Consider the following 24634-nt stretch of genomic DNA (forward strand, 5'->3'; position numbering starts at 1 on the left):
CTAAGAAAAGTTTAGCATAAACTAACATGCCTGGCAATTAAGAAATAAACCAAAAGAGTCAAAAAGCTGCCTCAGCTCCGGTGCAGATCTCTTCTTATGATCACCGTTCCATATGGTTCTATTTCGCCTTTTCCCGAAATCTCCCCAAGCAGCCCCCTTCCATCTGACAGGCTGTCTAAAAGCTTCTGTTCCAGCACAGCAGGTTGCCGGCTGAAATTCTGCAAAAACAGATACTCATACTGATCCGATTCCCTGGAAGTCACTTCAACCTCTTCCGGGATCAGCCCTTCCACAAGAGGTTTGATTCCGGCTTCACAGGCCACCTTCCAGAATAAATCATCATAAAAATCCTGTTCTCCATCGGCGCATACATAATAGGCCATTCCCTTTCCATAGTGATTTCTTGTAAGGGCCGGATATCCCTTATAAAAATCATTTTCATATACCATAAGAGCCTCTGCTCCGTCAAGCCTCACCAGATCACAGAGATTGCGGCACTCATACCGTTCCCCTTTTTCCCCGGATGCAGGAACCATATAATTGCGCTCCCAGTCATAAAGACCATCGATTTCCGTGCTGCGAAGCCCCACCACCTCTCTCAGCCCATGGGGAACCCCACCGGAAAAGCATCTGTCTGATTCATCCACAATTCCGGACCAATAGGTAGTGACCAGTTGTCCGCCGCTTCGGACAAACCGTTCCATTTTCTCCTCAATTTTGCTGCGGTATAGGTAAAGCATGGGAGCCGCCACAAGCCGGTAATCCTCCAGACTGTCCTCCATAGTAATTACATCCACGTTAAATCCCATCTTTTTAATGGCGCTGTAAATCTTTACACAGGTCTCATGATAATATAGCCCTTTATTTCTGGGACCTTGTGCGTCCTCCATTGCCCACCGGTTTTCCACGTCATAGATCAGGGCCGCCTGGGGCCGTACTCCGGTTCCGGCCAATTCTCCCAGAAATGCAAGCTCTTTTCCTATGAGGCTGACCTCTTCAAACACCCTGGTGTCTGTTTTTCCGTAATGGTCGATGACAGCCCCGTGAAATTTTTCCCAGCTTCCCGGACTTTGGCGTATCTGAAAATACAAGACGCTGTCCGACCCATGGGCAACGGCCTGCCAGGAGGCCAGTCTTAAAAGTCCTGGTTTTTTCAGCTTACTGACTCCCTGCCAGTTTGTGCTGCTTGGGCAGGATTCCATGAGGAGAAAAGGCTTCTTCTTTAAGCTTCTCATAAAATCATGCTGCATTCCGTTGTCCCTGGCCGTAAGGATTTCCTTTTCCTTATGCCATAAAGGATAGGTGTCCCAGGAAATTACGTCCACTGCCTGAGAAAGCTTCCGGTAATTAAGTCCCTGATAGTCATACATGAAATTGGTGGTGACAGGCTGTTTTGCACCGGCTTCCCGCAAAGAGGCGGCCTCCCACCGGGCAAAATCCATGGTCTGATCCGTCACAAACCGCTTCCAGTCCAGATTTAAGCCATGGACCATGGTCTCTCCTATGGAAGAGGGGCTCTCCACCTGATCAAAGGACTGATAGCCGTGGCTCCAGAAGGCTGTGCACCAGCTTCGGTTTAAGCGTTCAATGGTTCCGTACCTTTTTTCCAGCCATTTCCGGAAGGCGTCCTGACACAAGGGACAGTGGCATTCCCCGCCGTATTCATTGGAGATATGCCACATACGTACTCCGGGATGAGAGGCGAACTGCTCCGCCAGCTTTTCATTGACCGTCTTTATTTTCTCCCTGTACACAGGAGAGGTGCAGCAATGGTTGTGCCGTCCCCCAAAGCGCTGGCGTCTTCCTGTGTCATCCACCCGCAGCACCTCCTGGTACCGGTCAGCCATCCATTTGGGACGGGCGCCGGATGGAGTTCCCATGATGGTGGATATCCCGTTTTTATAGAGAATATCTACCCGTTCCTTTAGCCAGGAAAGGTCAAATACTCCCTCCTCCGGCTCCAGGAAGGACCAGGCGAACATTCCCATGGTTACCGTATTGATTCCGGCCTTTTTCATATATTCCAGATCCTTTTTTAAGATCTCAGGCTCATCAAGCCACTGCTCAGGGCTGTAATCCCCGCCGTGCCAAATGCCAAGGTTTTTCATACTTTTCTATTCCTTTCGTTATCACTGTTTCCTTATTACCGTCCATGCCTTTTGGACATACAGGTATACCCGCAGGGTGTTTCCTTATTACTGTCCATGCCTTTTGGACATAGAGACGGTGTTTTCATAAAAATGCCGCGGCCGGCTTCCGGATATGGAAATCGGCCACAGCATCTGCTATGATCGCGTTTTTATTTGACTGCTCCTGTGATGCCTTCTGCAAAGCTTCTCTGCAGAAGGAAGAAAACGATTACAGTAGGAATGGTGCAGACCAGTACGGCCAGCATAAGGATTCCATAATCGGTCACGTATCCTTCCGTTAAGTTGGCCACCAGCATGGGCATGGTAATGCTGCTGGCATCGGACATGATCACCTTGGGCCAAAGATAACTGTTCCAGGCACTCATAAAGGTAATGGTCATGGCCGCTGCATAGGTAGAGCGCATGGTCGGAAGAAACATCCGGTAAAAAATCTGGAATTCCGTTAACCCGTCAAGCCTTGCCGCTTCCATAATATCCGACGGAAAGGACCTGGCGCTCTGGCGGAACATCATGATCAGAAACGGGGTGGATATGGTAGGCAGGATAAATCCCAGGGTGCTGTTTAACAGCCTTGCACTTGAAAACATCCGGTATAAGGGGATCATGGTTGCCGCAAAGGGAACCATCATGGCCAGCAGGATCACGCTCATGACACGGTCCTTTGCCTTGTCATGAAATACCTCAAACCCATACCCTGCAATGGAACATACCAGGAGGGAGATCAGGGTCATGATGATGGAATACTTAAAGGAATTCCCAAGGGCAGTGACAACATTCTGGGAATCAAACAGCTTTTTTATGTTGTCAAAAAGCGCTGTGCCGAACACCAGGGTCCCTCTGGACACATCCACGCTTTTATTGGTGGCCGCAACCATCATCCAATACAAAGGAAATACCGAGATGAGAGAGACAATGGTCAAAAATGCATATGCAAGAAACTTTTTCCCTTTAGTCACGCTTATCACCTACCTTCATCTGTATATATGCAAGAACTGCCACCAGGATCAGGATTAAGTAGGACATGGAAGCCGCATACCCGAAGTTTGGCACGTACTTAAACGATACATTATAAATATAGTGGGACATGGTGATGGTGGAATTGGCCGGTCCGCCGTTGGTTAAGTTCACGGACTCATCAAACAGCTGCAGGGTACCGTTGGTTGACATAATAGCTGTCAGCAGGATGGTTGGTCTTAAAAGCGGAATGGTGATCCGGAAGAAAGACTGGAGCGGGGAGGCTCCGTCAATTTTAGCCGCCTCGTACACGGAATACTCAATGTTCTGCAAACCGGAAAGATAAAACACCATGTTATAGCCGGTCCATCTCCAGATCAGGGCCAGGATGATCACGATCCTGGCAGAGTTAGGATGACCCAGGAAATTGTATCCTGTGGACAGCAGCCCAAGCTTTATGAGGATGATGTTGACCAGCCCGTCCACTGCAAACAGGGAACGGAAAATGACCGCATAGGATACCAGGGAGGTGGCACAGGGCAGAAAAATCGCTGTTCGGAAAAGACCCTTGAACCGAAGATCCTTATTGTTCAGCAGGGAAGCCAGGATCAGCGCTGATATCAGCATGATGGGAACCTGTATGATCAGGTAAATAAAATTGTTTTTCAGGGCCTGCATAAAAACAGGATCTTTGAACATTCTTACATAATTGGTCCCGCCCGTCCACTTCATTGCCGCACCGATCCCCGTCTGAAAGGATAAGAACAGCGCCTGAATCATGGGCAGAAAGCTCATAACTGCAATCAGAATGACCGCAGGCGTTAAAAATACCCAGCCTGCCAGGCTCTGCTTCCGGCCTAATGACAGCTTTTTCTTTGAATTTCCCACTAAAATGCCTCCTCCCTCTTATTTTTATTTACCCATAGCAAACTTGACCGTGTCTTCTGCGGTCTTGATTTCCGCTTCAATGTCTGCTCCTGAAACCACATTGGTAATTGCAGTTGCTACCGCATCACGGGCCTCATAATAATAAACACCTGTATTATTAGAAGGAACCTTTGACGCAAACTCCGTGATCTGGGCATAAACCGGCTTTCCGCCGAAGAATTCCTGAGGCTCTCCATAAACCTTGCTGTCCGCTGCCGGAAGATAGGTTGCCAGTGCTCCTGATTTTGGAAGGATGGTCTCATAGAATGGAACGCTTCCTGCAAAGGTCTTTGACAGGAAATCCGCCGCCAGCTCCGGATTCTTGCTTCCCGCAGTCACGGCCCAGCTGGAACCGCCGTTGTTGGAATAATTGGATGCACCGTCTACTCCCTCAAGCATAGGGATATTGGTAATCGCCCATTTGCCGGACTGGTCCTCTGCGGTCTGAATGCTTGCCATGATCCAGCAGCCGTTTATGGTTCCTGCCACAGTGCTGTTTGTCATAGTTCCCACATACTGATCCCAGTCATTGACTTCTACAAGAACACCGCTCTTAACAAGGGAAACATAGGTTTCCATAACCTTTTTCAGCTTATCATTTCCAACCATGCTTGGATTTCCAGCCTCATCAAAAAGGCTGCCGCCTGCTGACTGAAGCATGATCATGATTAAGTCAGACTCTCCTGCCGTACAGGATAACAGAGGCTTTCCTGTCTTAGCTAAAATCTCCTCGCCCATGGACTGATACTTGCTCCAGGTAATGTCCGTAAAATCCTCCTCCGTGAATCCGGCCTCCTTTAACACATCGGTACGGTAAGCAGCAATGGCTGCTCCGTTGTCAAAGGGAACACCGTAATTTTTTTCTCCAACAACAGAGTAAGCTGTCTTGGCCTTTGGAAACTGGGAAAAATCAATTCCGCTTCCGGTTAAATCCTTAAATGCATCGGGATAGCTGATTACATTCTTCTGGAATGCATTGTCCTGCATCAGCAGAATATCCGGAAGTGTATCCAGGTTTTTGGAAGTAGCCGCTGTTGTCAGCTTGGTCTGAACGTCAGCCCAAGGGGTTTCCACCACGTTCAGCTTAAAATCCGGATGGTCTTTCTGGTATACCTTTGCAGCTTCCTCCATGGCGTAAATATTAAACGCCGGATCCCAGCACCAGACAGTCAGCTCGTTTGCGGCCTTGGCCTCATCTCCTGCCTTCTGTCCTGTGCCGCCGGAAGTCCCGCAGGCTGTTAAGGAAGCCGCCATGGCTCCGGCCAGTAATATGGATGCAATTCTCTTCTTCATTTCAAAACTCCTCCTCTTTCATAAAAAATTGACTCATTTGATTCTCTTTTTCTTTCGAAAGATTTCTGATAATCACATTATACCAACTTTTTTGATTTAAAGTTTTTATATTCAATTGAAAAATGCGCATATTCAATCATTTCTTCCTTAGTCCCAGCCTCTTTGTGCGCTGATTTTATAATTCAGCAGCTTTCCTTCATAATTCTCTTCCGACTTTTTCCATTGGTAGGGAGAAATATCCAGTAATTTCCTGAAATTCCGATTAAACGCGGAAATAGAGGCAAATCCAGATTCCGCACCAACTTCCTCCATGGATTTATCTGTTTTCTTCAGCAGTTCGCAGGCATTTTGTACCCGGACAAGATTGACATAATCCAAAGGTTTCATGTTCATCCCCTCCTCAAAAACACGACGGAAATGACTTTCGCTCATGCTGCAGGCCTCTGCTAAATCGTTTATTTTTATTTCCTTAGCATAATGGGCTGCAACATAATCCAGGGCCCCTGTAAGGACGGCGTCACGGCTCCTCCCCTTCCTGATCCGTTCCTCATCATCGGAAAGACGCAAAAGCTCTGCCATAAAGGCATAGAGATATCCCCGTATGCTTTCCTTGTAATAAGGCTTTTTATGTCGGACTTCCTCCATGATCCCCAGGACCAGTATGGAAAGAGCAGGATTTTCATCTCCCGGCAAAAGATAGCCTGTCCGGTGAAGCCTCTTTAATATGGTTCTTTGAAGCATCGGATCATATCCATATACTTCACATACGGTTTTTTCCATATCAATGTATATCCACTCCCAATATCCTTTTGTCCCTTCCACACTGTTGGTAGTATGGGGAAGCCTTGGGGGTACAATCATTATGGAATGGCCGGAAAAAGGAACCTGCTCCTGTCCCAGCATCACTTCCCCGTCTCCCCAGTGACAGTATCCGATTTCCATGAGATCATGAAAATGAAGGTACTTGATCTCCTTTCCATACTCCCTGATCCAGTCCTCACCTAAAAGAGCCAGGACCGATTCTGTCTCCGGAATCCCATAGTAGCGGAATTCCACCCTCTCCCTTTGTTTTGCCACTAACGTCTTTCCTCCTTTGTCCAGGTAACTTTTATGAAAGCCTAAGCCTGTGCCGTAAAATGAAAGCCCCCTGCGGTTATACCGTTACACTCGGTGCCCGATCAAGGGGCAGGCTCTGAAGCGGGTGGTTTCTGTCCAAAAAACATGGACAATAATAACGAAAGAACATTCCCTGCCGGAAAACAATCGTTCCCATCATGGCAGAGAATGCTCTTCTTTAGAATTATGGTTATGACACTGTGGAGATTAAAGCACAAGTGAAGGCGGCGCATAAACTCTTGCCCCCAGCTCTGTATCCAGCAAATACAATCCCTTTGCATCATTTCCGAATAAATCATATCTTTTTATGATATCATCCGTATTTTTCTCCTCTTCATTCTGTTCTTTTACGAACCAGTCAAGGAACTGCATGGTACGGAAATCTTTTAATTCGTAAGCGGCTCCATAAATATCATGAATGGAGGCTGTTACCTTTACCTCATGGTCATAGGCAGTCGTAGCCGGCTGGCGGAAATCCGTGTAAACAAAATCGGGAGCCTTAATATCTTCCAATACAACCTTTTCACCATTGTTAAGCAAATAATCCATAAAGAGCATGGCATGATCCCGCTCTTCCTGAGTCTGGATCTTAAACCAGTTTGCAAAGCCGTTTAAATTACTGTCCGCATAATAGTTGGATATATCCAGATAAATGTAAGCCGAATACAGCTCAAAATTGATCTGTTTGTTTATCTTCGCAACAATATCTTTATTTAACAAAATCTTCACCCTCCTTTAACCTTTTTTCTATTTACTCCTTACCTATCAGATTGCATTAAATGCATCCTTTTCTAAACCACAGACAGGGCATGTCCAATCATCAGGGACATCCTCCCAGGCAGTGCCTGGTTCAACTCCATTGTCCGGATCACCTAATTCCGGATCATAAATATAACCACATGGACACTCATATTTCTGCATATAACACCTCCGTAAAAATGATATATCATATTCTAACATCTTTTGGTAAATTATTCAATGGTGTAATAAAAATATTTTATTTCATATAACGTCTGATAATAACCCAGTCAAATCTGTTTGCATACGCATATTCAAAGACTTATTGCTATCAATTTTACATTTTAGGATAGATCCTGCAGGATTATAATTCCCCTGCTTTACACCTGAAAAAAACCTTATTTCATGCGCTCCTTTTCGCACAAAAAGGCCGCTGCTCCGTCTCTGAACATTCAGGGATGAAGCTGCGGCCTCTACGGGCTTACCAGTAAGCTTTTACTTTTTTTCTTTCTTCTTTTCCCACATGGCCCAAAGCGTACCTGCCACGCAAATGGAGGAATAGCATCCGGTCAGGATACCAAAGAACATGGGAAGAGAAAACTCTAAAATGGACCCGATCTGGAAATAGACCGAAGCAGCCAAAATGATGAGCACACAGATCCCTGTGGTACAGGACGTATTGATGGATCTTCCAAGGGTCTGGGTAGTGCTGAGATTTACCAGTTCATCAACCGGCATTTTAGAATCCTTCTTTCTGTTCTCACGGATTCGGTCATAAATAACGATGGTATCGTTGATGGAATAACCGATAATCGTGAGGACTACCGCCACAAAGGCATCGTTTAACGGGATCCGGAACAGCACGAATACAAAGAACACCACAATCACATCATGGAGCAGGGCAATCATGGCAGTAACTCCTGCCGGAAGGCCGGAAATGGTTGAAAACCGGATCCATACATATACAACAATAAACACCAGGGATAATAGAATGGCAAGGCCTGCGTTCTTCATTGCCTTTGCCCCGATATAAGGCTCAACCACAAAAGTCTCCGACAGCTTTGCATCTGCCGCATCCAGGGTGGTGTTGATGGCATCGGTCACCTGCTTCTGGTCTTCCGGAGACATTCCGGAATTTCCTGCAAGTGTGATGGAAAGCCTCTTAAGCCCTGTCATGTTATCTTCTTTGATCTGAACCGTAACCGGCCGGCTTGTCTGCTTTTCAATTGCCGCCTGGATCTTACCTGTATCCGCATCCTCTGTTACGGAATAGCTTAATACCGCACCTCCCGTAAACTGGGTATCCAGCTTTACGCCAAAAACAAAACAGCCGATGATTCCGGAAAGAATAACCGCTCCGGAGATAATCCCAAAAATAAACTTTTTCTGATAAAATGGTATGGTCTTTTTATCTTTTCTGATCCGGAACCATTTTTCATCGCGCCACGGATCATACTGAACAAAGGATAATAAAAGCTGCTTGGAAACGGAAACACCCACCAAAAGGTTTACGATCATACCGATCAATAAGGTATAACCAAAGCTCAGCATGGTGCCTGATCCTAAAAACATCAGGATTATGGCAACAATGGCAGTGGTTACATTTCCGTCTAAAACAGATGAAAAGGCATTTTTATATCCGGTCAATACCGCACCTTTTACGGAAATGCCCTTTTTCAGCTCATCGGATATACGCTCTGAAATAATAATATTCGTATCAACTGCCATACCCAGGGTCAGTATAATACCTGCAATACCCGGAAGGGTCAGGGTATACTGGGGAACGGAGATGGCAAGCAGCTGCAGAACCATCTGCAAAACCAGAGTGATGCAGGCAATGACGCCCGGCAGCTTATAAAATGCGATCATGAACAGACAGATCACGACAAATGCAGCAATTCCTGCATACACCATAATTGTTAAAGCATTATTTCCCAAGGACGGGCTTATGGTAGAGAAATTGGTGGTTTTAAGAGAAAACGGAAGAGAACCTGCATTGATCTTTTCTGCCAGATTCTTTGCCTCGTCATAATCCTTCATCCCTGTAATCACTGCCTGTCCGCCTGATATCTTGGTCTGAACAGTGGGGCTGGAGATGAGATCCTTATCCATGTATATGCTCATCCGCTTTCCGATGAGATTTCCTGTTGCCTCCTCAAACAGCTTTGCGCCATTGGCATTAAAGCTGAGAGCCACCTGATAGGTCTTGATCCCGTTGGTATTGGCTGTCTCCGGCGCTGCATTCTGCACATCCTTACCCTGAATCAGCACATTTCCATCAGGATCCTGGAATGTAAGCTCAGCCATCTCTCCCAATTCTGCAATGGCATCCTCCGGATTAAAGTTGGTTTCACCGGATTTCCATGGGAACTGAACGATGATATATCCTCCGTTGGTATCCACGGTCACTTCACGGTCCACGATGTTCTGGTTATCCATTCGGGTTTCAATAACTTCCCTCGCTGTTTCAAGCTCCTTTTCCGTTGGATTGCGGTCAAGCCCCTGGGGTTCAAAGATCGCCTCCACTCCTCCGCGGATGTCGATGCCGAAACGCATATCAAATACGCCCTTAACACTTTCTCCGGCTCCGAATACCGCAACATAAATGAGAGCCGCAATTACCACAAAAATCGCGGCAAGTATTTTCTTTCCTGGCTTCATAGGTTATCCTCTTTTCTTGTTAATTTATTAACTTACCTTTAAAACTCCTGCCCTTACACCTTTTTCACCGTCTGAATCATGAATGTACCTGATCAGATATTCTCTGCCGGTATACCCTTCCTTCATCAGCACGGTTCGTTCTGACCATAAAATAAGCGGGACAAACAGGAAGAATTCCCTGGCCGCTATATACTTTAACGGTAAGATGCCATATAAGGACCTGCCCCAGGCGTCGACCAAATTTTCACCGGCAGCCTCTTCCTCCACAACTCCCGGAATTTCAGCGACCGCATCATTTCTTTTCGGATGGGCATATCCCTTTGGTTGGGCTTGCGTTAAAACCAAACGGGCCTGTCCCGGATTCCAGTCCATGCCCAGCACATTCAGTTCTCCTAAAAATAAGACAATGCAAAATAAGAATGCCAGCGTCCGGCTGACAGCCCTGGTTTTCTTTACATAATATCTCAATGGTACCCCTCCTGCGGCAGCCGCATGATAAAAAAGCATAATAATCGGATGATATCCTGTTGCATTGTACTACAAATTTATACGAAACACAACCCTGGTCTTCTGGAAAATAACAGATTCATGTCGAAGCTGGTTCACTTCATGATTTTTTTCAGGATATGTTCCAAAAAGCCTTTTTCTTCTTCCGTAAGCCGGGAAAAAATACAGTCATTTTCCTTCTTCCAGTCCCTTATATATTCTTTGGCTGACTCAAGCCCTTTACCGGTAAGAGAGACCCTCACATCGCTTCCTTCAGCCGGCTTCCTGCCGACATACCCCTTTTTCTCCAGCTTTTGCAAAGCCTCTTCCAGTTCCCCGGAATCCAGCCCGGAATTTTCCTTAAGCTCCTTTTGTGTCAGGCCATCCTTTTCCGCCAGTGCCGCCAATATGGAAAGCCGCACTGCCTTACCTCCCTGTTTTCCTGCCTTCTTATCAGACAACAGCTTGCAGCTCCTTTGATAAAGGCACACCAGCCTGATTTCAGACTGGATATTCTTCCATTCCTCTGTTTCTGAATTTATGACCGGTCCCTCCCCAGTTCCGGTCTTTGCCCCATCGGTCTCCTTAAACGGCAGCTTTTCCTTTAACTTTCTTTCTGCCTTAAGCTCCTTCTCTTCCTTTAACTTCTTCTCTTCCTTTAACTTTTTCTCTGCCAATGCTTTCCCCTTTCCGCAATGAGGGGATTTTAAAGAACAATGCCTTTTGCAGTATGGACAGTGTTCTCCTGCAAGTATCTCTTTCTTCATTCCGGTTCCTCCATATGTATGCTCTGACTTTATCTTCATGAAATCAAGAGCCGTGTTTCCGGCTATTCCGTTGATCCTATTATTATATTTTTTTGAACCGGTTATTTCAAGCTGTTTTTTAGGGAATCCTTTTCTTTAATATGGATTTGAAGAAAAAAGGCCGGGACAGCTGCTTATAAAAGCTTGCTGCTCCGGCCTGAAAGGAGTCCTGGTTTTTTCTCCGGTCAGCCCAGTTCCAATACCAGTACCTGATAACCTTTTAAATCAAGTTTTTTCCCCTCACAGGAAATCTCATCATGGTTATTTAATAACACCCGGCTGTATTCCCCGGGCAGCTCAACCGTCTGAGGTTCTGTCTGAAAGTTGCCGATCACCAGGATATCCTGGTTCTCCCCTTTACGGAAGTAGGCCATGATCCTGGTTCTGTCCTGATAAACAGGTACCATTGTCCCATAAACAAAGGTATCCTTATATTCTTCCTGTTTTCTAAGGGCAATGAGCTTTTTGTAATAACTGAATACGGAATCAGGATCGTCTTTTTGAAGCTTTAAGTTGATCTTCTCATATTCCGGATTGACCATGATCCAGGGAGTTCCTTCCGTAAATCCCGCGTTTTGGCTGTCATCCCACTGGAAAGGCACTCTGGCATTATCCCTGCTGTAACGGCACACGGTCTTAAATGCCTCATCTTCCGGGATTCCATGTTTCAGGGCCACCTTGTATTCGTCCAGGGTGGAAATGTCATCCACATCGTCAATGGACCGGAAGGGCACATTCTCCATTCCGATTTCCTGTCCCTGGTAAATAAAGGGCAGACCCTTTAAGAGAAAATAGACGGTTGCCAGAAGCTTCTTGGAGGTATCGCTGCATTCCCCTTCCGGTATGTACCGGCTGACTCCCCTGGGTTCATCGTGGTTTTCAATGATATTGGATAAAAATCCGATTCCTTCCGCCCTGAGCTGGCTGCCGAAACAGCAGTCCCGGTAATCATCAGGGGTAATGGTCTGGTTATCAAACCAGCCTTTTTCACTGGCTCCGAATATAGTTTCATTAAAATCGAACATGGAGGAAAAGCAGCCTTCCTCTCCGATGAAATCCGGAAGGTCTTCCTTTTTTTCGTTAAAAACTTCACCAACAGTAACTGCATGGTATTTCTTAAAGGTGGAATCATTCATCTCCTTTAAGAAGTCCATCACTCCTGCAGCCTCTTCCAGCATCTTTTTACAGGTTGCCAGCCCATCTTCCCGGTCAGGTTCATAGTCGTGGAATGGAAGGGCCTTTTTAATGTTTATGATGGCGTCGATGCGGAAGCCTGCAATCCCCTTTTCCAGCCACCAGTTGATCATGGCATAGATTTCCTTTCTCACCACAGGATTTTCCCAGTTAAGGTCCGGCTGCTTCTTATGGAAGAGGTGAAGATAATACCGGTCCATATCCCCTATTCGCTCCCAGGCGCTTCCGCCAAAGTAGGACCGGATGTTGCTGGGCTCTTTTCCATCCTTTCCTTCCATAATATAAAAATACTTTCCATACTCTCCGTCAGGGTCTTCCATTGCTTTCTTAAACCATTCATGTTCATCGGAGCAGTGGTTGACCACCAGATCCATGAGAATATACATCTCTCTCTTTTTGGCTTCCTTTATCAGCTCTTCAAGCTCTTCCATGGTTCCGAACCTTGGATCAATGTTATAATAATCTGAAATATCATACCCCTGGTCTGCAAGGGGAGAAGCATAGATGGGTGAAAGCCATATGATGTCAATGCCCAGCTCCTTTAAATAATCCAGTTTCTCTGTCACACCCTTTATATCCCCGATTCCATCCTCATTGGTATCCTTAAAGCTCTTAGGATAAATCTGATACGCTATCTTGTCATGCCACCATTGTTTCTTCATATCCGCATTCTCCATCCAGTCATCTGTCAATTTTTTCTTTAAATATTGTCTCAGGTTATATAAGCATCTTTCTGCCTTCATACATGATATATACAACCGCTTCATAAGGAAGAAGCCTGTTTTTGTTCTCCCTGGCCGGCTGCTCATAATTGCTGATCAGGCGTTCCACATCCTCCCCATAAAATTCCTCAGGTATAGAAACCTGTAATTCCTCATCCGTAAAGTTACATAATACAAGCAGTTTTTCCTCTCCCAGCTTCCTGATAAAGGCAAATACCCTGGAATCCTCCTCCATCAAAGGCTCGTATTCGCCATACACGATGATGTCATGGTGTTTCCTCAGTTGGATCAGCTTCTTATAATAATGGAATACAGAATTTTCGTCCGCCAATTCCTTTTCAGCATTGATTTCCTTATAGTTTGGATTTACCTGGATCCAGGGGAGGCCTGATGTGAACCCTGCATGGAGTTCATCATTCCACTGCATGGGAGTCCTTGCATTGTCCCTGCTTTTAAATCTTAAGCAGCTCATCATTTTCTCATGGCTCACCAGCCCTGCGCCCACCAGCTGCTCATAGATATTTAAGCTTTCTATATCCTTAAACTGAGATATATCCTGGAAAGGAAAATTCGTCATCCCCAGCTCCTCTCCCTGATAAATGTAGGGAGTCCCCTTCAGCAGGTGGAGGCACGTGGCAAGCATCTTGGCCGAAAGTTCCCTGTATTTTTCACTGTCATCTCCAAACTGTGAAACGGCTCTGGGCTGATCGTGATTATCCCAATACAGGCTGTTCCAGGCACCCTCCTCAAGCCCTGTCTGCCATTTGGAAAAAATCCGTTTTAATTCCAGCAGATCAGGCCTTTTATCCGTCCACTTCCCGATTTCACCGTTTATTGACACATGCTCAAAATGGAATACCATATTAAGCTCCTGTTCCTTTTCGCCGGAGTATCTTTTTGCTTCCTCAAGGGTAACGCCAAAGGCCTCCCCAACGGTCATTAAGTCATACTTTGACAATACCCTGCGGTTCATTTCCTTTAAATAAGTATGAACATTGGGACCGCTGGATGCATATGGAGAAAAATCACCGTACAGCCCATCCGTTAACTCGCCGTCGGGAAGCCGGGGATCTTTTGATATTAAATTGATCACATCCATTCGGAAGCCGTCAATGCCTTTCTGACACCACCAGTCCATCATTTCATATATTTCGTCTCTCACCTTGGGATTATCCCAGTTTAAATCCGGCTGCTTCCTGGAAAACAGGTGAAGATAATACATCTCCGTCTCACTGTCATATTCCCATGCAGGACCGCCGAAGCAGGAGCCCCAGTTGTTAGGACAGCTTCCGTCTTCCTTCCCTTCCCGCCATATGTAATAATCCCGGTAAGGATTATCCTTGCCGGTTCTGCTTTCCACGAACCACTTATGCTCATCGGACGTATGGTTTACCACCAGATCCATGATGAGCTTTATGCCTCTTTGATGGGCCTCCTGAAGCAGTTCATCAAAATCTTTCATGGATCCGAACTCTTCCATAATCTCCTGGTAATCACTGATGTCATATCCATTGTCATCATTGGGGGACTGGTAGATGGGAGAAAGCCATATCACATCAATTCCTAACAGCTTTAGGTAATCCAGCTTCTCTGTGATCCCCTTTAAATCTCCTACTCCATCTCCGTTGCTATCCATAAAGCTTCTGGGATAAATCTGATACACCACTGCTTCCTTCCACCATTTTCGTTCCATTTTACTATTCTGTCCTTTCTTAGTGATTTATTTGATTGCACCTTCTACCATGCCCTGAATGATCTGTTTCTGTGCCAGCAGGAAGAGAATGATAACCGGTATCATAGCCAGAAAGGCGGCAGCCAGTATTAAATCCCACTGTTTTACGTAAGAACCTACAAAGCTGCTCACCGCCACCGGCAGCGTCTTGATCCTGCCGTTTAATCCAAGCATGAGTGAAGGCAGAAGATAATCGTTCCATATCCAGATTCCATTTAATATGAGAACCGTCATCTGAACCGGCTTTAAAAGAGGGAATACGACCCTGAAAAAGGTTCCCTCCGGGCTGCAGCCGTCAATCCATGCAGCCTCTTCCAGTTCCCTTGGAACCCCTTTTATAAAGCCATGAAGGATAAAGACGGACATGGAACCGCCAAAGCCTAAGTAAGCGATGATAATTCCCGTATAGCTGCTGAGAAGCCGGATTCCGGTAAAGGCAGACAGCTCCCGGAATGTAGATAAGAGAGGGAGCATGACCACCTGAAAGGGAATTACCATGGCCGCAACAAATGTCATGAAAATAACACTGGACCACTTCGTCTTATTTCGGACCAATACCCAGGCTGCCATACTGGAGAAGAGGGTTAAAAGCCCCAGGCTGACAACGGTTATGAACAAGGAACTGAAAAAAGATTTCCAATAACTGAAATTCTGGTTATGGATCACGTTCTGCAGGTTAATAAACATCTGCCCCCAGTTTTCAGGCGGCGCAATGGGGCTTATGACAATAGCCGCGCTTTTCTTGGCTGCATTGAATACCACCAGGACAAAGGGGGATAAAACCAGAAGAGATAAAACAAGGGCGGTCAGTTCAACGATGGTTCCTCTTAATTTTCTGCTCACAGTTCAATCTCCCTCCTTTTGCTGATGGTCACCTGGGTCAGAGACACGATTGCCAAAATGATGAAGAACACAACCGCTTTTGTCTGTCCCTGGGCATACTGGTTCTTTGCAATGGCCGTATTATAAATGTTAAGGGCCAAAAACTCGGTGGAGGCAATGGCCTTTGCCCCCAAGATCCTGCTGGGCGCTCCGTTTGTAATGGCAAAGTTTAAATCAAACTGCTTAAAGGAATTAACCAGAGTGAGGAAAATGCAAACCGTAAAGGTATTGGCTATCATTGGCAGCTTAATATGAAACAGGGTCTTTAAAGCGTTTGCTCCGTCAACACCTGAGGCTTCCAGCACATCCCTTGGAACTGATTGTAGCCCCGTCACATAGATCATCATAATATAACCGGCATACTGCCAGGTGCTGACGATCAGTATGGCCAAAAAAGCCAGATTGGGATCCGTCAGCATGGAAAGGCTACCTTCAAAAAGAGCGGGGAACACTTTATTAAAAATAAACTGCCATACATATCCCAGAACAATGCCTCCGATCAGGTTTGGAAGGAAAAATGACGCCCGGTAAAAGTTTCTTCCTCTTGCCCCTGAGGTACACAAAAGCGCCAGAGCAAACGCCGTGAAATTTACGAAGATCATATTGATCACGGTAAATAAGAAGGTGATCGCAAGAGAATATAAGTAGTCAGGAGACCGGAACATATCCACGTAATTTGCCAGCCCCACAACCTTTGTAAACCCGATCCCATTCCAATTTGTAAAGGAATAAAAGATGCCGAATAAAAAGGGAATCATGACTGTTATTCCAAAAGCGCCCAGAAGGGGCAGCAAAAATAATCCGTTTACGATCATCCGGTGCCTCTTCCCTGGAATAAAGTACAATCCGGCAATGATCATAAGAAGTCCAAGGACCAGAAGAAATCCCCTGATCGCCATATCCCTGTGGAACAAATCTAAATAAAGTGTGTAAATTACCGTCAGCACACCAAGCAGTACCGGCAAAATGAATACAAGCTTTTTTGTATTTCCATCCATATATACTCTCCTTACCTCTTCCTCTGTCTTCCGCAGCGGCAGCCCCTAACAGTTAAGGCGGCTTATAAAAGCCGCCTCATCCCTAACTACTATTTCACATAATCGGCAATCGCGGTTTCCATCATGGTAACAAACGTATCTCTGTCGATCTCTCCTTTTGCATATAATTCAAAAACAGCTCCCGTGGCATTCATTGCCATTCCTTCCGGCATCTTCGTCCATTCCCAGGAATAAGTGTTGCCTGCATCCACATATGTTTTTAAGCTCTTGGCAAGAGGTGTCTCAGGGCTTACCGTACAGGTGGTATAGGGAGAAATCATTCCGCAGTCGGTCACAAGACTTTTCTGGCCGTCAGCTGAGGTTGCAAGCTCTTTTAAAAATGCTTTTGCTGCGTCAATGTTATTTCCTTTGTTGTAAACGGACCACCAGGATGGGCAATCGGCAAGCACGCCCTTCATTTCCTCTTTGGTAAAGGCCAGAGGAGCTATTCCGCAGCCAAACGTCACCTGATAATCAGGAAGAGAGGGATCAATCCAGTTTCCCTGAGTTATGAATGCAGTCTTTCCCTGAGCCCACAAAGCCAGCTGGTCATCGTAGGTTCCTGAAATCAGAGTGCTTTTATCGGAATAATCAAAAAGCAGTTTCATGAAATCTGCAAACTGTCCCAGACGTTCCTTGTCCACTGTGCCGGCTTTTAACATATCAATGTATTTAGCATCTCCTCTTTTTAAACCGCCGGATAAGTAATAACCAAACAAGTGATTTCCTGTTGACCAGTACATTTGCCCGGATTCCGCAGCTACAGAGCAAACCGCAGTGATTCCCAGCTCTTCCTTCTTGCCGTCAATGGTCTCAAACGCCTTTTTAAACCCATCATAGTTTGTCAGGGAAGCAGGATCAATTCCGGCAGCGTCCAGAATGTCCTTGTTATATGTAATTCCATATCCTTCCACCGCATATGGGAAACCAACGGTTTTATCATCAGCCGACTTAAAGCCGAAATCAGTCTGGGAAGCCCATTCTTCTCCGCTTAAATCCACCATGTAATCCTTCCATGTCTGATAATCCCCTTCTCCTCCGAATACGAAAATATCAGGCATATTTCCTGCTGCCAGATAATTCTTTAAAGCGCCGTTAATATCCACGCCGCCGCCCAGGGATTCGATTACCACTTCCTGTCCGGTCTTTTCCTGATACTGTTTTGCAAAGGCTTTTAAGGGACCGTCAATTTCGATCTTTCCGTTTACAAGACGAATTGCCTCTCCGTTCTTGCCGGTTGCAGCTTCTGACTTTCCTTCACTGGAAGCTGTGCTGTCTGCATTGCCGGCACTGCTTCCGCATCCCGTCATTGTTCCCAAAACCATTGCTCCTGCTAATGCCATAGCCAGTAGTTTCTTCTTCATAATACTCCCTCCATATATTAATTTTACTATTAATATGTAAATACTATCCCTTGTCATTGTAACTTATGCGCATAAGTTATTCGTACATTATATTATCATCCTACAGCCGCTCTAGCAAGTGTTTTTTTATTTTTTTTCATGAAATATAGAGTTTTTTCATGTTTCACAAGCTAATATTTGTGGATCAGGCGGCCCTTCACAACTTATGCGTTTAAGGCAATATAAAAAAAGGCGCCTTGACCGGTCTGTAACAACCGTTTCAAGGCATCCTTTCATATTATGGTGCTATTTTATTTCCTTTACTGAGTTTCTTTCCACAAGATAAACAGTAAGCTGCTCAAACTTGTCTCCATAATCCTCCTTACGGATCATATGAAACAGCTTTTCAACCGCAATCCCGCTTTTCTGTGTGACATCCTGGTGAACCGTAGTCAGCGCCGGCCTCACCATATTGCTGTAAATATTGTCATCGAATCCCACCACAGATAAATCCTCCGGTACCCTTATCCCATGATCCTGTAAATAATTTATGATGTTGGCCGCATAAAAATCAGAGGCACATACAAAAGCAGTAAAATCTCCTGCTCTGCGGTACACATTGGATAAAAGCGAAGGCATATCCGGACTGCCCGGCTCCAGCATGATAAAATTTTCCTCCTCATAAGGGATCCCTGCCTCTGCCATCGCAGCCCGATACCCTTTGAACCGATGGTAGTCTACTCCTAAACAGTTATCTGCAAGAAAGGCGATTTTCCGGTGGCCTTTCTGAATCAGATAATCTGTTATTTCATAGCTGCCCTTCTGATCTTCGATCCCTACATTGACATATTCAAAAAATGAATCCCCAAAATAGCTGTCCACAAAAACCATGGGTTTTTTTACCTTTTGTTTCAGAAGAATGGCATCCTCTGTCTGCATTCCCATCAATATAAGGCCGTCTGCATTCCAGCTGGCAACGGAATTTATGATCTCCGTAATATCGGAGGAGATGTACAGCATGGTAAAGTATCCCTTTGCCCGGACAAAGCTTTCAACAGCACCGGTCAGTTCCCCAGCAAAGGGATCCGTCATAAAATTATCGTACTTCTCACGAATTGTCTTCATGGCAAGTCCGATGATTCCTGATTTGTTTCTGGCAAGATTCCTGGCATTGATGTTGGGAACATAATCATATTCCTCTATCAGCCGCTTTACCTTTTCCACCATGGCAGGAGAAACCTCACCTGTCTTTCCATGAATGACATTTGATACCGTAGTGGTGCTGGTTCCAAGCATTTCTGCCATTTTCTTAATTGTAATCATACCATTCTCCTTAAATTTACAGTAATGGCCATGACCAGATACCATTACGAATTCCTCTAAACTATTTTATTACTACTTTTTTAATTATGCAAGTTATAAACATGATCCTTATCAGTTTTATATATTGGTGGGGTTTTATTGATGCTTTATAAACAAAAAAAGAAAAGGCAGTTTCCTGCCTTCTCCTTTAATCCTCATAGTGCCCCATACAGGATACGATTTCTATGACTTCGCTGCTTATCCGGTAAACAAGCCTGTTTGCATGATCAATGCGGCGGCTCCAGAATCCGCTTAAGTCACCTTTAAGGGGCTCTGGCTTCCCAATGCCCTCAAAGCCGCCTCCTCTCTCAATATCCTTCAGTATGGAATTAATTCGCTTTAATATCTTTTTGTCCTGGGCCTGCCAGTAGATATAATCTTTCCACGCTTCTTCAAACCACACTTTTCTCATTCGTCCCCTGCCTCGATTATATCATGCTCCACGCCTTTTCCAGCGTTTAAAGCTTCCACGCCCCGCCGCAAATGCGCCATGTTACTGTCAGAGAAAAAAGGGTCGATCGATACATCAAAAGGTATTCTTTTTTCGCGGCTCATCTTCTTTGCAAAAATAGTGAAAGCCGTCGTCATATTTATTCCCAATTCAGAGCAAATCTGTTCCATACTCTTTTTGAGTTCTTCATCCATGCGTATACTCACAAGTGTCTGTGCCATAATTTCACTCTCCCTTCACTATTATTATATGAAAATAGCAATACATTGTCAATACATTGTATTGTCATAGTATATGTTTTTTATCACAAATTATCGACTAACTTTTTAGGTTTCTGTTTTTCCCAGAAAAATATTGTTTATATAAAATTCATTTATTGTTACAGTGAATGTGAGCTGCAAACTTTTTCCACTGTATTAAAATATGATAATTACGAATTTTATCTTTTTATACATTATGTTTATAATCTATCATTCTATCCCCAGCTGCAATTCATTTTAAATCAATGCAGGGTAAAAAAACAGCACTACGCCCCAAAGACAATAGAAACCTGCCCCAAGGTATGATATGATAACCACAAATATGAATGAGGAGGTAATCATTATGCTGATCGATATTACTTTAAAAATCACTCCTGACATGATCGCTGATGCCCAGGGAAACGAAAGAAAATCATTGTCAGGACATTTGGGAACCCACTTTGATGTGATGAATAAAGAATTTCCCCTGGATTATACAGAACGGAAAGGAATTGTTTTTGATGTGAGCGGCGTAAGCGGACGCGATATTGAAGCCTCTGACATTGATATGAATGAAGTGGAAACAGATATGTTCGTAGCCTTTTACACAGGATTTATGGAAAAAAACGGATATGGCGGAAAGGTCTATTTTACCCAGCATCCCCAGCTGTCCCATGAACTGATTGACAGGCTTTTAGAAAAGGGAATCTCCATAATCGGAATTGATTTTGCAGGCATCCGCAGAGGAGCCGAACACACACCAAAGGACCAGTATTGTGCTGACAGGGGAGTTTTCATCATTGAGAATTTGTGCAATTTAAAAAAGGTGATCCAGCATAACACCCGTTTTATCGCCTGTACCTACCCTTTGAACTATGCGGAAATGACAGGGCTTCCCTGCCGGGTCGTTGCAAAGTTCCGGTAAAATTTGATTGAGATTTTATGTTTTTCAAAAATGGAAGCACTTCATTCGATCTCTGATACCGGATCACCATGGGGCATGGGAATCGCAAAAAGGGCGAAGTCTGAAAAGACTTCGCCCAAAACAACTGATTACTCACCGAATACCGCTTTATAATCTGCCTTGAATTTCTCGATTCCCTGGTCGGTCAGCGGGTGTTTTGTCATCTGCACCAGCACACCGTACGGCACTGTAGCGATATCAGCCCCTGCCTTTGCGCAGTCGATCACATGGACCGGGTTGCGGACGCTTGCAGCAATGATTTCCGTTTCAATTCCATGTTCTTTAAAAATATCCATGATATCACAAATCAGATCAATGCCGGGCATGGAGATATCATCCAGACGGCCTAAAAACGGAGAAACATAGGAAGCGCCTGCGCGGGCGGCCAAAAGCGCCTGGGCAGCTGAAAACACCAGCGTCACATTGGTCTTGATTCCTTCTCCGGTCAATACCTTAACGGCTTTCAGTCCTTCCACGGTCATGGGGATCTTTACAACCATATTGGGATGGATCGCTGCGATTTCACGGCCTTCTGCGATCATGCCTTCCGCATCCACTGTGGTTGCCTTTACTTCCCCGCTGATGGGTCCGTCTACGATGGAAGTGATTTCCTTGATGACCTGGGCAAAGTCACGGCCTTCCTTTGCGATCAGGGAAGGATTGGTGGTAACGCCGCAGATGATGCCCATGTCGTTTGCTTTCTTTATTTCTTCCGTATTTGCTGTATCGATAAAAAATCTCATGGCAATTCTCCTTAAAATTTTATTTATTCAAAATTAGCCAACTTTGCAAAATTCAATCTTTTCCCCATTAGGACCCTGAAAAAGAAAGAAACGGTTGGTGAGAGGTGCAAACATCTGGTTGGATTCTATTCCGTCCGACAAAAGCTTATGTCCCTGAGCTGAGATTTCCTCATATGCTTCATCCAGATTTTCGCAGGTTAAGGCAATGTGATCGATGTTTCCGATGGGCTTTGCGTCCTGGCGTCTGGGGTAGTATTCAATGACACAGGTTCCACACTTCAGCATTCCCCTGATTCCTCCATCCACCAGTCTGGTAAAGCCCAGACTCTCATAAAAAGCTACGGTTGCTTCCGGTTCATCTGTGGGAATTGCCACATGGGCAACTCCCGATGGTTTATGTTTCAGCATAAGGAACCTCCTATGCCAGCAGGCCCTTTACGTATTCTGCAATGGCTTCATCCTTGCAGTTTGCAAAGAACAGCTCTCCAAACTTCTCGCCGCCCACGGCGCCCTTTACCAGTTCCTGGTCAAGTCCCTTTAAGCAGGTAAGGATGTCTTTTAAGTTATTCTCTCTTACCACATCTAAGATCTTTTTATTTCTCTGCTCCGGAACGGCCCTCTCCCTTGGGTAGCCCTGTCCGCTTGCTTCGGAGAATAACTTTTCAAATGTATATTCCAGATTCAGCTCTGCTCCCCAGCCAAAGCCCTTTGCAAATGGCATTGCAATAGCATTGCCGTCATTGATCTGCGCAAACATGTAGCCGTCGCTTGGATCGCACACATGGCCGCAGATCACGCCGGGGAAGCTGTTTAATGCCAGCATGGCGCCTTCGCCGGTTCCGCATCCGGTAACCACATAATCCGCTGCACCGGAATTTAACAGGATAGCCGCCAGGATTCCGTTCTGTACATAAGTCAGGGAATTGCTGTCCTCTGCAGAATACATGCCATAGTTGTCCACCTCATAGCCCTTTGTATCCGCAACCTTCTTTAAGCTGTTGTAAATCAATCCGTTCTTAGCCGCCTGGCTGTTCTCATTAATCAATGCGATTCTCATGCTTCCAACACTCCTTTTATTTGATTATATACCTGTTTCTCACTCAGTCCGTATTCCTCCAGAAGCTCTTCCGGCTTTCCGGACTGGCCGAATCGGTCCTGTACACCGATCTTCTTAAAAGTTACGTTACACTTGTTTTCCAGAAGAACTTCGCCAACGGCATCTCCAAGACCGCCGATAATGCTGTGTTCCTCCACTGTGATCACATTGCTGCACTTAACAGCATATTTTAAAATGCACTCCCTGTCAATAGGCTTAATGGTATGCATATTGACAACCGTAACAGATTTTCCTTCTGCCTCAAGCTTTTTTGCACATTCCAGCACAGTAGATACCATGATGCCGCAGGCAAATACCACTGCATCCGTACCTTCTTTTAATACGTTTGCCTTTCCGATCACAAACGGCATATCCTCTTCAAATACCGGGCTTGGAAGTCTTGCCAGACGAAGATAAGCCGGTCCTTTCATATCTGCAACAGCCTTTACGGCGCGGTGCGTTTCCCTGGCATCACAGGGAACCACAACGGTCATACCGGGAATTACCCGCATAAGAGCCATATCTTCAATGGCCTGATGGCTTCCCCCGTCTTCCCCAAGGGTGATGCCGGAATGGGTCATGCCAAGCTTTACATTGAAATTTGGATAAGCTACGCCGTTTCTTACCTGCTCATAAGCCCGCCCTGCCCCGAATATGGCAAAGGTGCTGCAAAAAGGGATATATCCCATGGTAGAAAGGCCTGCACTCATATCAACCATATTCGCTTCTGCTATGCCCGCATTAAAAAACCGTTTCGGGAACTTTTCTGCAAAGGTGGCAGTCATGGTGGCATGGGCCAGATCCGCATCCATTACAACAACCTTTTCATTTGCCTCGCCAAGTTCAGCCAATGCCTCACCGTATGCCACTCTAATTGCTTTCATTTCACTCATGTCATCAATCCTCCAGTTCCTTTAATGCCTGCTGTCTTTCTGCTTCGCTTGGTGCCTTACCGTGCCAGCCTACCTGGTTTTCCATAAAGGAAACACCTTTTCCTTTAACAGTGTGTGCCAGGATGCACTTGGGCCTTCCTTCCATGGTGCTGATGGAGTAAGCTGCCAGCACTTCTTCTAAATTGTTGCCGTCCGGCAGTTCCAGTACATTGAATCCAAATGCTTTGAATTTGGAGGATAAATCACCGAGAGACATAACCTGATCATTGGCTCCGTCGATCTGGAGGCCGTTGTTGTCAATGATAATGGTGAGATTGTCCAGGTGATAGTTGGCCGCTGCCATGCACGCCTCCCAAACCTGTCCTTCCTGCAGTTCTCCGTCACCAAGAAGGGTAAATACTTTTGTATCCTTGTTCTGAGCCTTTGCTCCAAGTGCCATGCCAACTGCAATTGAGATTCCCTGTCCTAAAGAACCGGTGGAAGCATCGATTCCCGGAACCTTCTTTGCATCCGGATGCCCCTGAAGAATGCTGTGGAGCTGGCGGAAGTTTTTGAATTCCCCCTTATCGAAAAAGCCCATCTCACCTAATACCGCATAATAGCAGGGAGCTGCATGTCCCTTGCTCAGTACGAAACGATCCCTGTCCTCGTTGTCCGGATCCTTTGGATCCACCCGCATCTGTGTATAAAACAGCGCCGCCATCAGCTCTACTGCTGATAAAGAACCGCCTGGATGGCCGCTGGCTGCATCCGCTGTCATATTAATAATATCCTTGCGGATATCATTGCATTTCTTTTTTAATTCCACAATGTCCATCATGTTCTTATGCCTCCGTCTTAATTAT

At 45.5% G+C, this 24634-nt stretch carries 24 protein-coding genes; 1 reads left to right on the plus strand and 23 read right to left on the minus strand.

The window, feature by feature from the left end; genetic code table 11:
• Window positions 1-71: 71 nt before the first annotated feature.
• The 18 genes from K401_RS0102600 to K401_RS0102690 all read right to left on the minus strand — a co-directional run bounded on the left by K401_RS0102600 (window position 72) and on the right by K401_RS0102690 (window position 20075).
• The gene (locus K401_RS0102600; protein WP_024291508.1) at window positions 72-2108 is read right to left on the minus strand and encodes a beta-galactosidase; all 2037 of its coding nucleotides are present in this window, start codon (window positions 2106-2108) and stop codon (window positions 72-74) included.
• Window positions 2109-2299: 191 nt separating this feature from the next.
• The gene (locus tag K401_RS0102605) at window positions 2300-3106 is read right to left on the minus strand and encodes a carbohydrate ABC transporter permease (protein WP_024291509.1); all 807 of its coding nucleotides are present in this window, start codon (window positions 3104-3106) and stop codon (window positions 2300-2302) included.
• Window positions 3099-3992 (minus strand): carbohydrate ABC transporter permease, encoded by an 894-nt coding sequence (locus K401_RS0102610; RefSeq protein WP_024291510.1) that lies wholly within the window; start codon window positions 3990-3992, stop codon window positions 3099-3101. The genes K401_RS0102605 and K401_RS0102610 overlap by 8 nt, the downstream gene beginning before the upstream one ends.
• A gap of 24 nt (window positions 3993-4016) precedes the next feature.
• A complete protein-coding gene (locus tag K401_RS0102615) occupies window positions 4017-5324 on the minus strand; it encodes an ABC transporter substrate-binding protein (RefSeq protein ID WP_024291511.1) in 1308 nt (435 codons plus the stop codon).
• A 147-nt stretch (window positions 5325-5471) separates the two neighbouring features.
• Window positions 5472-6401 (minus strand): AraC family transcriptional regulator, encoded by a 930-nt coding sequence (locus tag K401_RS0102625; protein ID WP_024291512.1) that lies wholly within the window; start codon window positions 6399-6401, stop codon window positions 5472-5474.
• 246 nt (window positions 6402-6647) lie between these two features.
• Window positions 6648-7160 (minus strand): ferritin, encoded by a 513-nt coding sequence (locus tag K401_RS0102630; RefSeq protein WP_024291513.1) that lies wholly within the window; start codon window positions 7158-7160, stop codon window positions 6648-6650.
• 45 nt (window positions 7161-7205) lie between these two features.
• Window positions 7206-7361, minus strand: coding sequence for a rubredoxin (rd, locus tag K401_RS0102635; protein WP_024291514.1), 156 nt, complete (start codon window positions 7359-7361; stop codon window positions 7206-7208).
• Window positions 7362-7673: 312 nt separating this feature from the next.
• Window positions 7674-9839: a protein translocase subunit SecDF gene (locus K401_RS0102640; protein ID WP_027352207.1), complete on the minus strand. Its 2166-nt coding sequence runs from the start codon at window positions 9837-9839 to the stop codon at window positions 7674-7676.
• A gap of 27 nt (window positions 9840-9866) precedes the next feature.
• A complete protein-coding gene (locus K401_RS0102645; RefSeq protein ID WP_024291515.1) occupies window positions 9867-10307 on the minus strand; it encodes a hypothetical protein in 441 nt (146 codons plus the stop codon).
• A 134-nt stretch (window positions 10308-10441) separates the two neighbouring features.
• Entirely contained in the window at window positions 10442-11092 is a 651-nt protein-coding gene (locus K401_RS0102650; protein ID WP_024291516.1) for a MarR family winged helix-turn-helix transcriptional regulator, read from the minus strand.
• A 224-nt stretch (window positions 11093-11316) separates the two neighbouring features.
• The gene (locus K401_RS0102655; protein ID WP_024291517.1) at window positions 11317-12987 is read right to left on the minus strand and encodes a glycoside hydrolase family 13 protein; all 1671 of its coding nucleotides are present in this window, start codon (window positions 12985-12987) and stop codon (window positions 11317-11319) included.
• A gap of 55 nt (window positions 12988-13042) precedes the next feature.
• Window positions 13043-14740: a glycoside hydrolase family 13 protein gene (locus K401_RS0102660; protein ID WP_024291518.1), complete on the minus strand. Its 1698-nt coding sequence runs from the start codon at window positions 14738-14740 to the stop codon at window positions 13043-13045.
• Between the two features lie 27 nt (window positions 14741-14767).
• Complete coding sequence (locus K401_RS0102665) at window positions 14768-15598, minus strand: carbohydrate ABC transporter permease (protein WP_438830320.1); 831 nt, start codon at window positions 15596-15598, stop codon at window positions 14768-14770.
• A 20-nt stretch (window positions 15599-15618) separates the two neighbouring features.
• The gene (locus K401_RS0102670) at window positions 15619-16659 is read right to left on the minus strand and encodes a carbohydrate ABC transporter permease (protein ID WP_024291520.1); all 1041 of its coding nucleotides are present in this window, start codon (window positions 16657-16659) and stop codon (window positions 15619-15621) included.
• An 89-nt stretch (window positions 16660-16748) separates the two neighbouring features.
• Window positions 16749-18062 (minus strand): ABC transporter substrate-binding protein, encoded by a 1314-nt coding sequence (locus K401_RS0102675; protein WP_024291521.1) that lies wholly within the window; start codon window positions 18060-18062, stop codon window positions 16749-16751.
• A 285-nt stretch (window positions 18063-18347) separates the two neighbouring features.
• Window positions 18348-19364, minus strand: coding sequence for a LacI family DNA-binding transcriptional regulator (locus tag K401_RS0102680; RefSeq protein ID WP_024291522.1), 1017 nt, complete (start codon window positions 19362-19364; stop codon window positions 18348-18350).
• A gap of 187 nt (window positions 19365-19551) precedes the next feature.
• Window positions 19552-19815, minus strand: coding sequence for a Txe/YoeB family addiction module toxin (locus tag K401_RS0102685; protein WP_024291523.1), 264 nt, complete (start codon window positions 19813-19815; stop codon window positions 19552-19554).
• Window positions 19812-20075 carry a type II toxin-antitoxin system RelB/DinJ family antitoxin gene (locus tag K401_RS0102690; RefSeq protein WP_024291524.1) on the minus strand — a complete coding sequence of 88 codons (264 nt, stop codon included), beginning with the start codon at window positions 20073-20075 and terminating at the stop codon, window positions 19812-19814. The genes K401_RS0102685 and K401_RS0102690 overlap by 4 nt, the downstream gene beginning before the upstream one ends.
• A 382-nt stretch (window positions 20076-20457) precedes the next feature.
• Between K401_RS0102690 and K401_RS0102695 the strand changes: the two genes are divergently transcribed.
• On the plus strand, window positions 20458-21018 hold the full coding sequence (locus K401_RS0102695) for a cyclase family protein (RefSeq protein WP_024291525.1): 561 nt from the start codon (window positions 20458-20460) through the stop codon (window positions 21016-21018).
• 128 nt (window positions 21019-21146) lie between these two features.
• Here K401_RS0102695 and fsa read toward each other — a convergent pair whose 3' ends face one another.
• The 5 genes from fsa to K401_RS0102720 are packed head-to-tail and all read right to left on the minus strand — an operon-like array spanning window position 21147 to window position 24606.
• A complete protein-coding gene (gene fsa / locus K401_RS0102700) occupies window positions 21147-21800 on the minus strand; it encodes a fructose-6-phosphate aldolase (protein WP_024291526.1) in 654 nt (217 codons plus the stop codon).
• Between the two features lie 33 nt (window positions 21801-21833).
• Window positions 21834-22208: a VOC family protein gene (locus K401_RS0102705; protein ID WP_024291527.1), complete on the minus strand. Its 375-nt coding sequence runs from the start codon at window positions 22206-22208 to the stop codon at window positions 21834-21836.
• A 10-nt stretch (window positions 22209-22218) separates the two neighbouring features.
• Window positions 22219-22857 (minus strand): RpiB/LacA/LacB family sugar-phosphate isomerase, encoded by a 639-nt coding sequence (locus tag K401_RS0102710; RefSeq protein WP_024291528.1) that lies wholly within the window; start codon window positions 22855-22857, stop codon window positions 22219-22221.
• Window positions 22854-23789 (minus strand): transketolase family protein, encoded by a 936-nt coding sequence (locus K401_RS0102715; RefSeq protein WP_024291529.1) that lies wholly within the window; start codon window positions 23787-23789, stop codon window positions 22854-22856. The genes K401_RS0102710 and K401_RS0102715 overlap by 4 nt, the downstream gene beginning before the upstream one ends.
• A 4-nt stretch (window positions 23790-23793) precedes the next feature.
• Window positions 23794-24606, minus strand: a complete 813-nt coding sequence (locus tag K401_RS0102720; protein ID WP_024291530.1) for a transketolase — start codon at window positions 24604-24606, stop codon at window positions 23794-23796.
• Window positions 24607-24634 lie beyond the last annotated feature (28 nt).

The sequence above is a fragment of the Lacrimispora indolis DSM 755 genome, assembly GCF_000526995.1.
Taxonomy (GTDB): Bacteria; Bacillota; Clostridia; order Lachnospirales; family Lachnospiraceae; genus Lacrimispora; species Lacrimispora indolis.

Excerpts from the sequence above, each read along its gene's own strand:
- K401_RS0102600 (WP_024291508.1), bottom strand. The coding sequence starts at position 2,108 with ATGAAAAACCTTGGCATTTGGCACGGCGGGGATTACAGCCCTGAGCAG.
- K401_RS0102615 (WP_024291511.1), bottom strand. The coding sequence starts at position 5,324 with ATGAAGAAGAGAATTGCATCCATATTACTGGCCGGAGCCATGGCGGCT.
- rd (WP_024291514.1), bottom strand. The coding sequence starts at position 7,361 with ATGCAGAAATATGAGTGTCCATGTGGTTATATTTATGATCCGGAATTA.
- K401_RS0102640 (WP_027352207.1), bottom strand. The coding sequence starts at position 9,839 with ATGAAGCCAGGAAAGAAAATACTTGCCGCGATTTTTGTGGTAATTGCG.
- K401_RS0102650 (WP_024291516.1), bottom strand. The coding sequence starts at position 11,092 with ATGAAGAAAGAGATACTTGCAGGAGAACACTGTCCATACTGCAAAAGG.
- K401_RS0102655 (WP_024291517.1), bottom strand. The coding sequence starts at position 12,987 with ATGAAGAAACAATGGTGGCATGACAAGATAGCGTATCAGATTTATCCT.
- K401_RS0102660 (WP_024291518.1), bottom strand. The coding sequence starts at position 14,740 with ATGGAACGAAAATGGTGGAAGGAAGCAGTGGTGTATCAGATTTATCCC.
- K401_RS0102670 (WP_024291520.1), bottom strand. The coding sequence starts at position 16,659 with ATGGATGGAAATACAAAAAAGCTTGTATTCATTTTGCCGGTACTGCTT.
- K401_RS0102675 (WP_024291521.1), bottom strand. The coding sequence starts at position 18,062 with ATGAAGAAGAAACTACTGGCTATGGCATTAGCAGGAGCAATGGTTTTG.
- K401_RS0102680 (WP_024291522.1), bottom strand. The coding sequence starts at position 19,364 with ATGATTACAATTAAGAAAATGGCAGAAATGCTTGGAACCAGCACCACT.
- K401_RS0102685 (WP_024291523.1), bottom strand. The coding sequence starts at position 19,815 with ATGAGAAAAGTGTGGTTTGAAGAAGCGTGGAAAGATTATATCTACTGG.
- K401_RS0102690 (WP_024291524.1), bottom strand. The coding sequence starts at position 20,075 with ATGGCACAGACACTTGTGAGTATACGCATGGATGAAGAACTCAAAAAG.
- K401_RS0102695 (WP_024291525.1), top strand. The coding sequence starts at position 20,458 with ATGCTGATCGATATTACTTTAAAAATCACTCCTGACATGATCGCTGAT.
- fsa (WP_024291526.1), bottom strand. The coding sequence starts at position 21,800 with ATGAGATTTTTTATCGATACAGCAAATACGGAAGAAATAAAGAAAGCA.
- K401_RS0102705 (WP_024291527.1), bottom strand. The coding sequence starts at position 22,208 with ATGCTGAAACATAAACCATCGGGAGTTGCCCATGTGGCAATTCCCACA.
- K401_RS0102710 (WP_024291528.1), bottom strand. The coding sequence starts at position 22,857 with ATGAGAATCGCATTGATTAATGAGAACAGCCAGGCGGCTAAGAACGGA.
- K401_RS0102715 (WP_024291529.1), bottom strand. The coding sequence starts at position 23,789 with ATGAGTGAAATGAAAGCAATTAGAGTGGCATACGGTGAGGCATTGGCT.
- K401_RS0102720 (WP_024291530.1), bottom strand. The coding sequence starts at position 24,606 with ATGGACATTGTGGAATTAAAAAAGAAATGCAATGATATCCGCAAGGAT.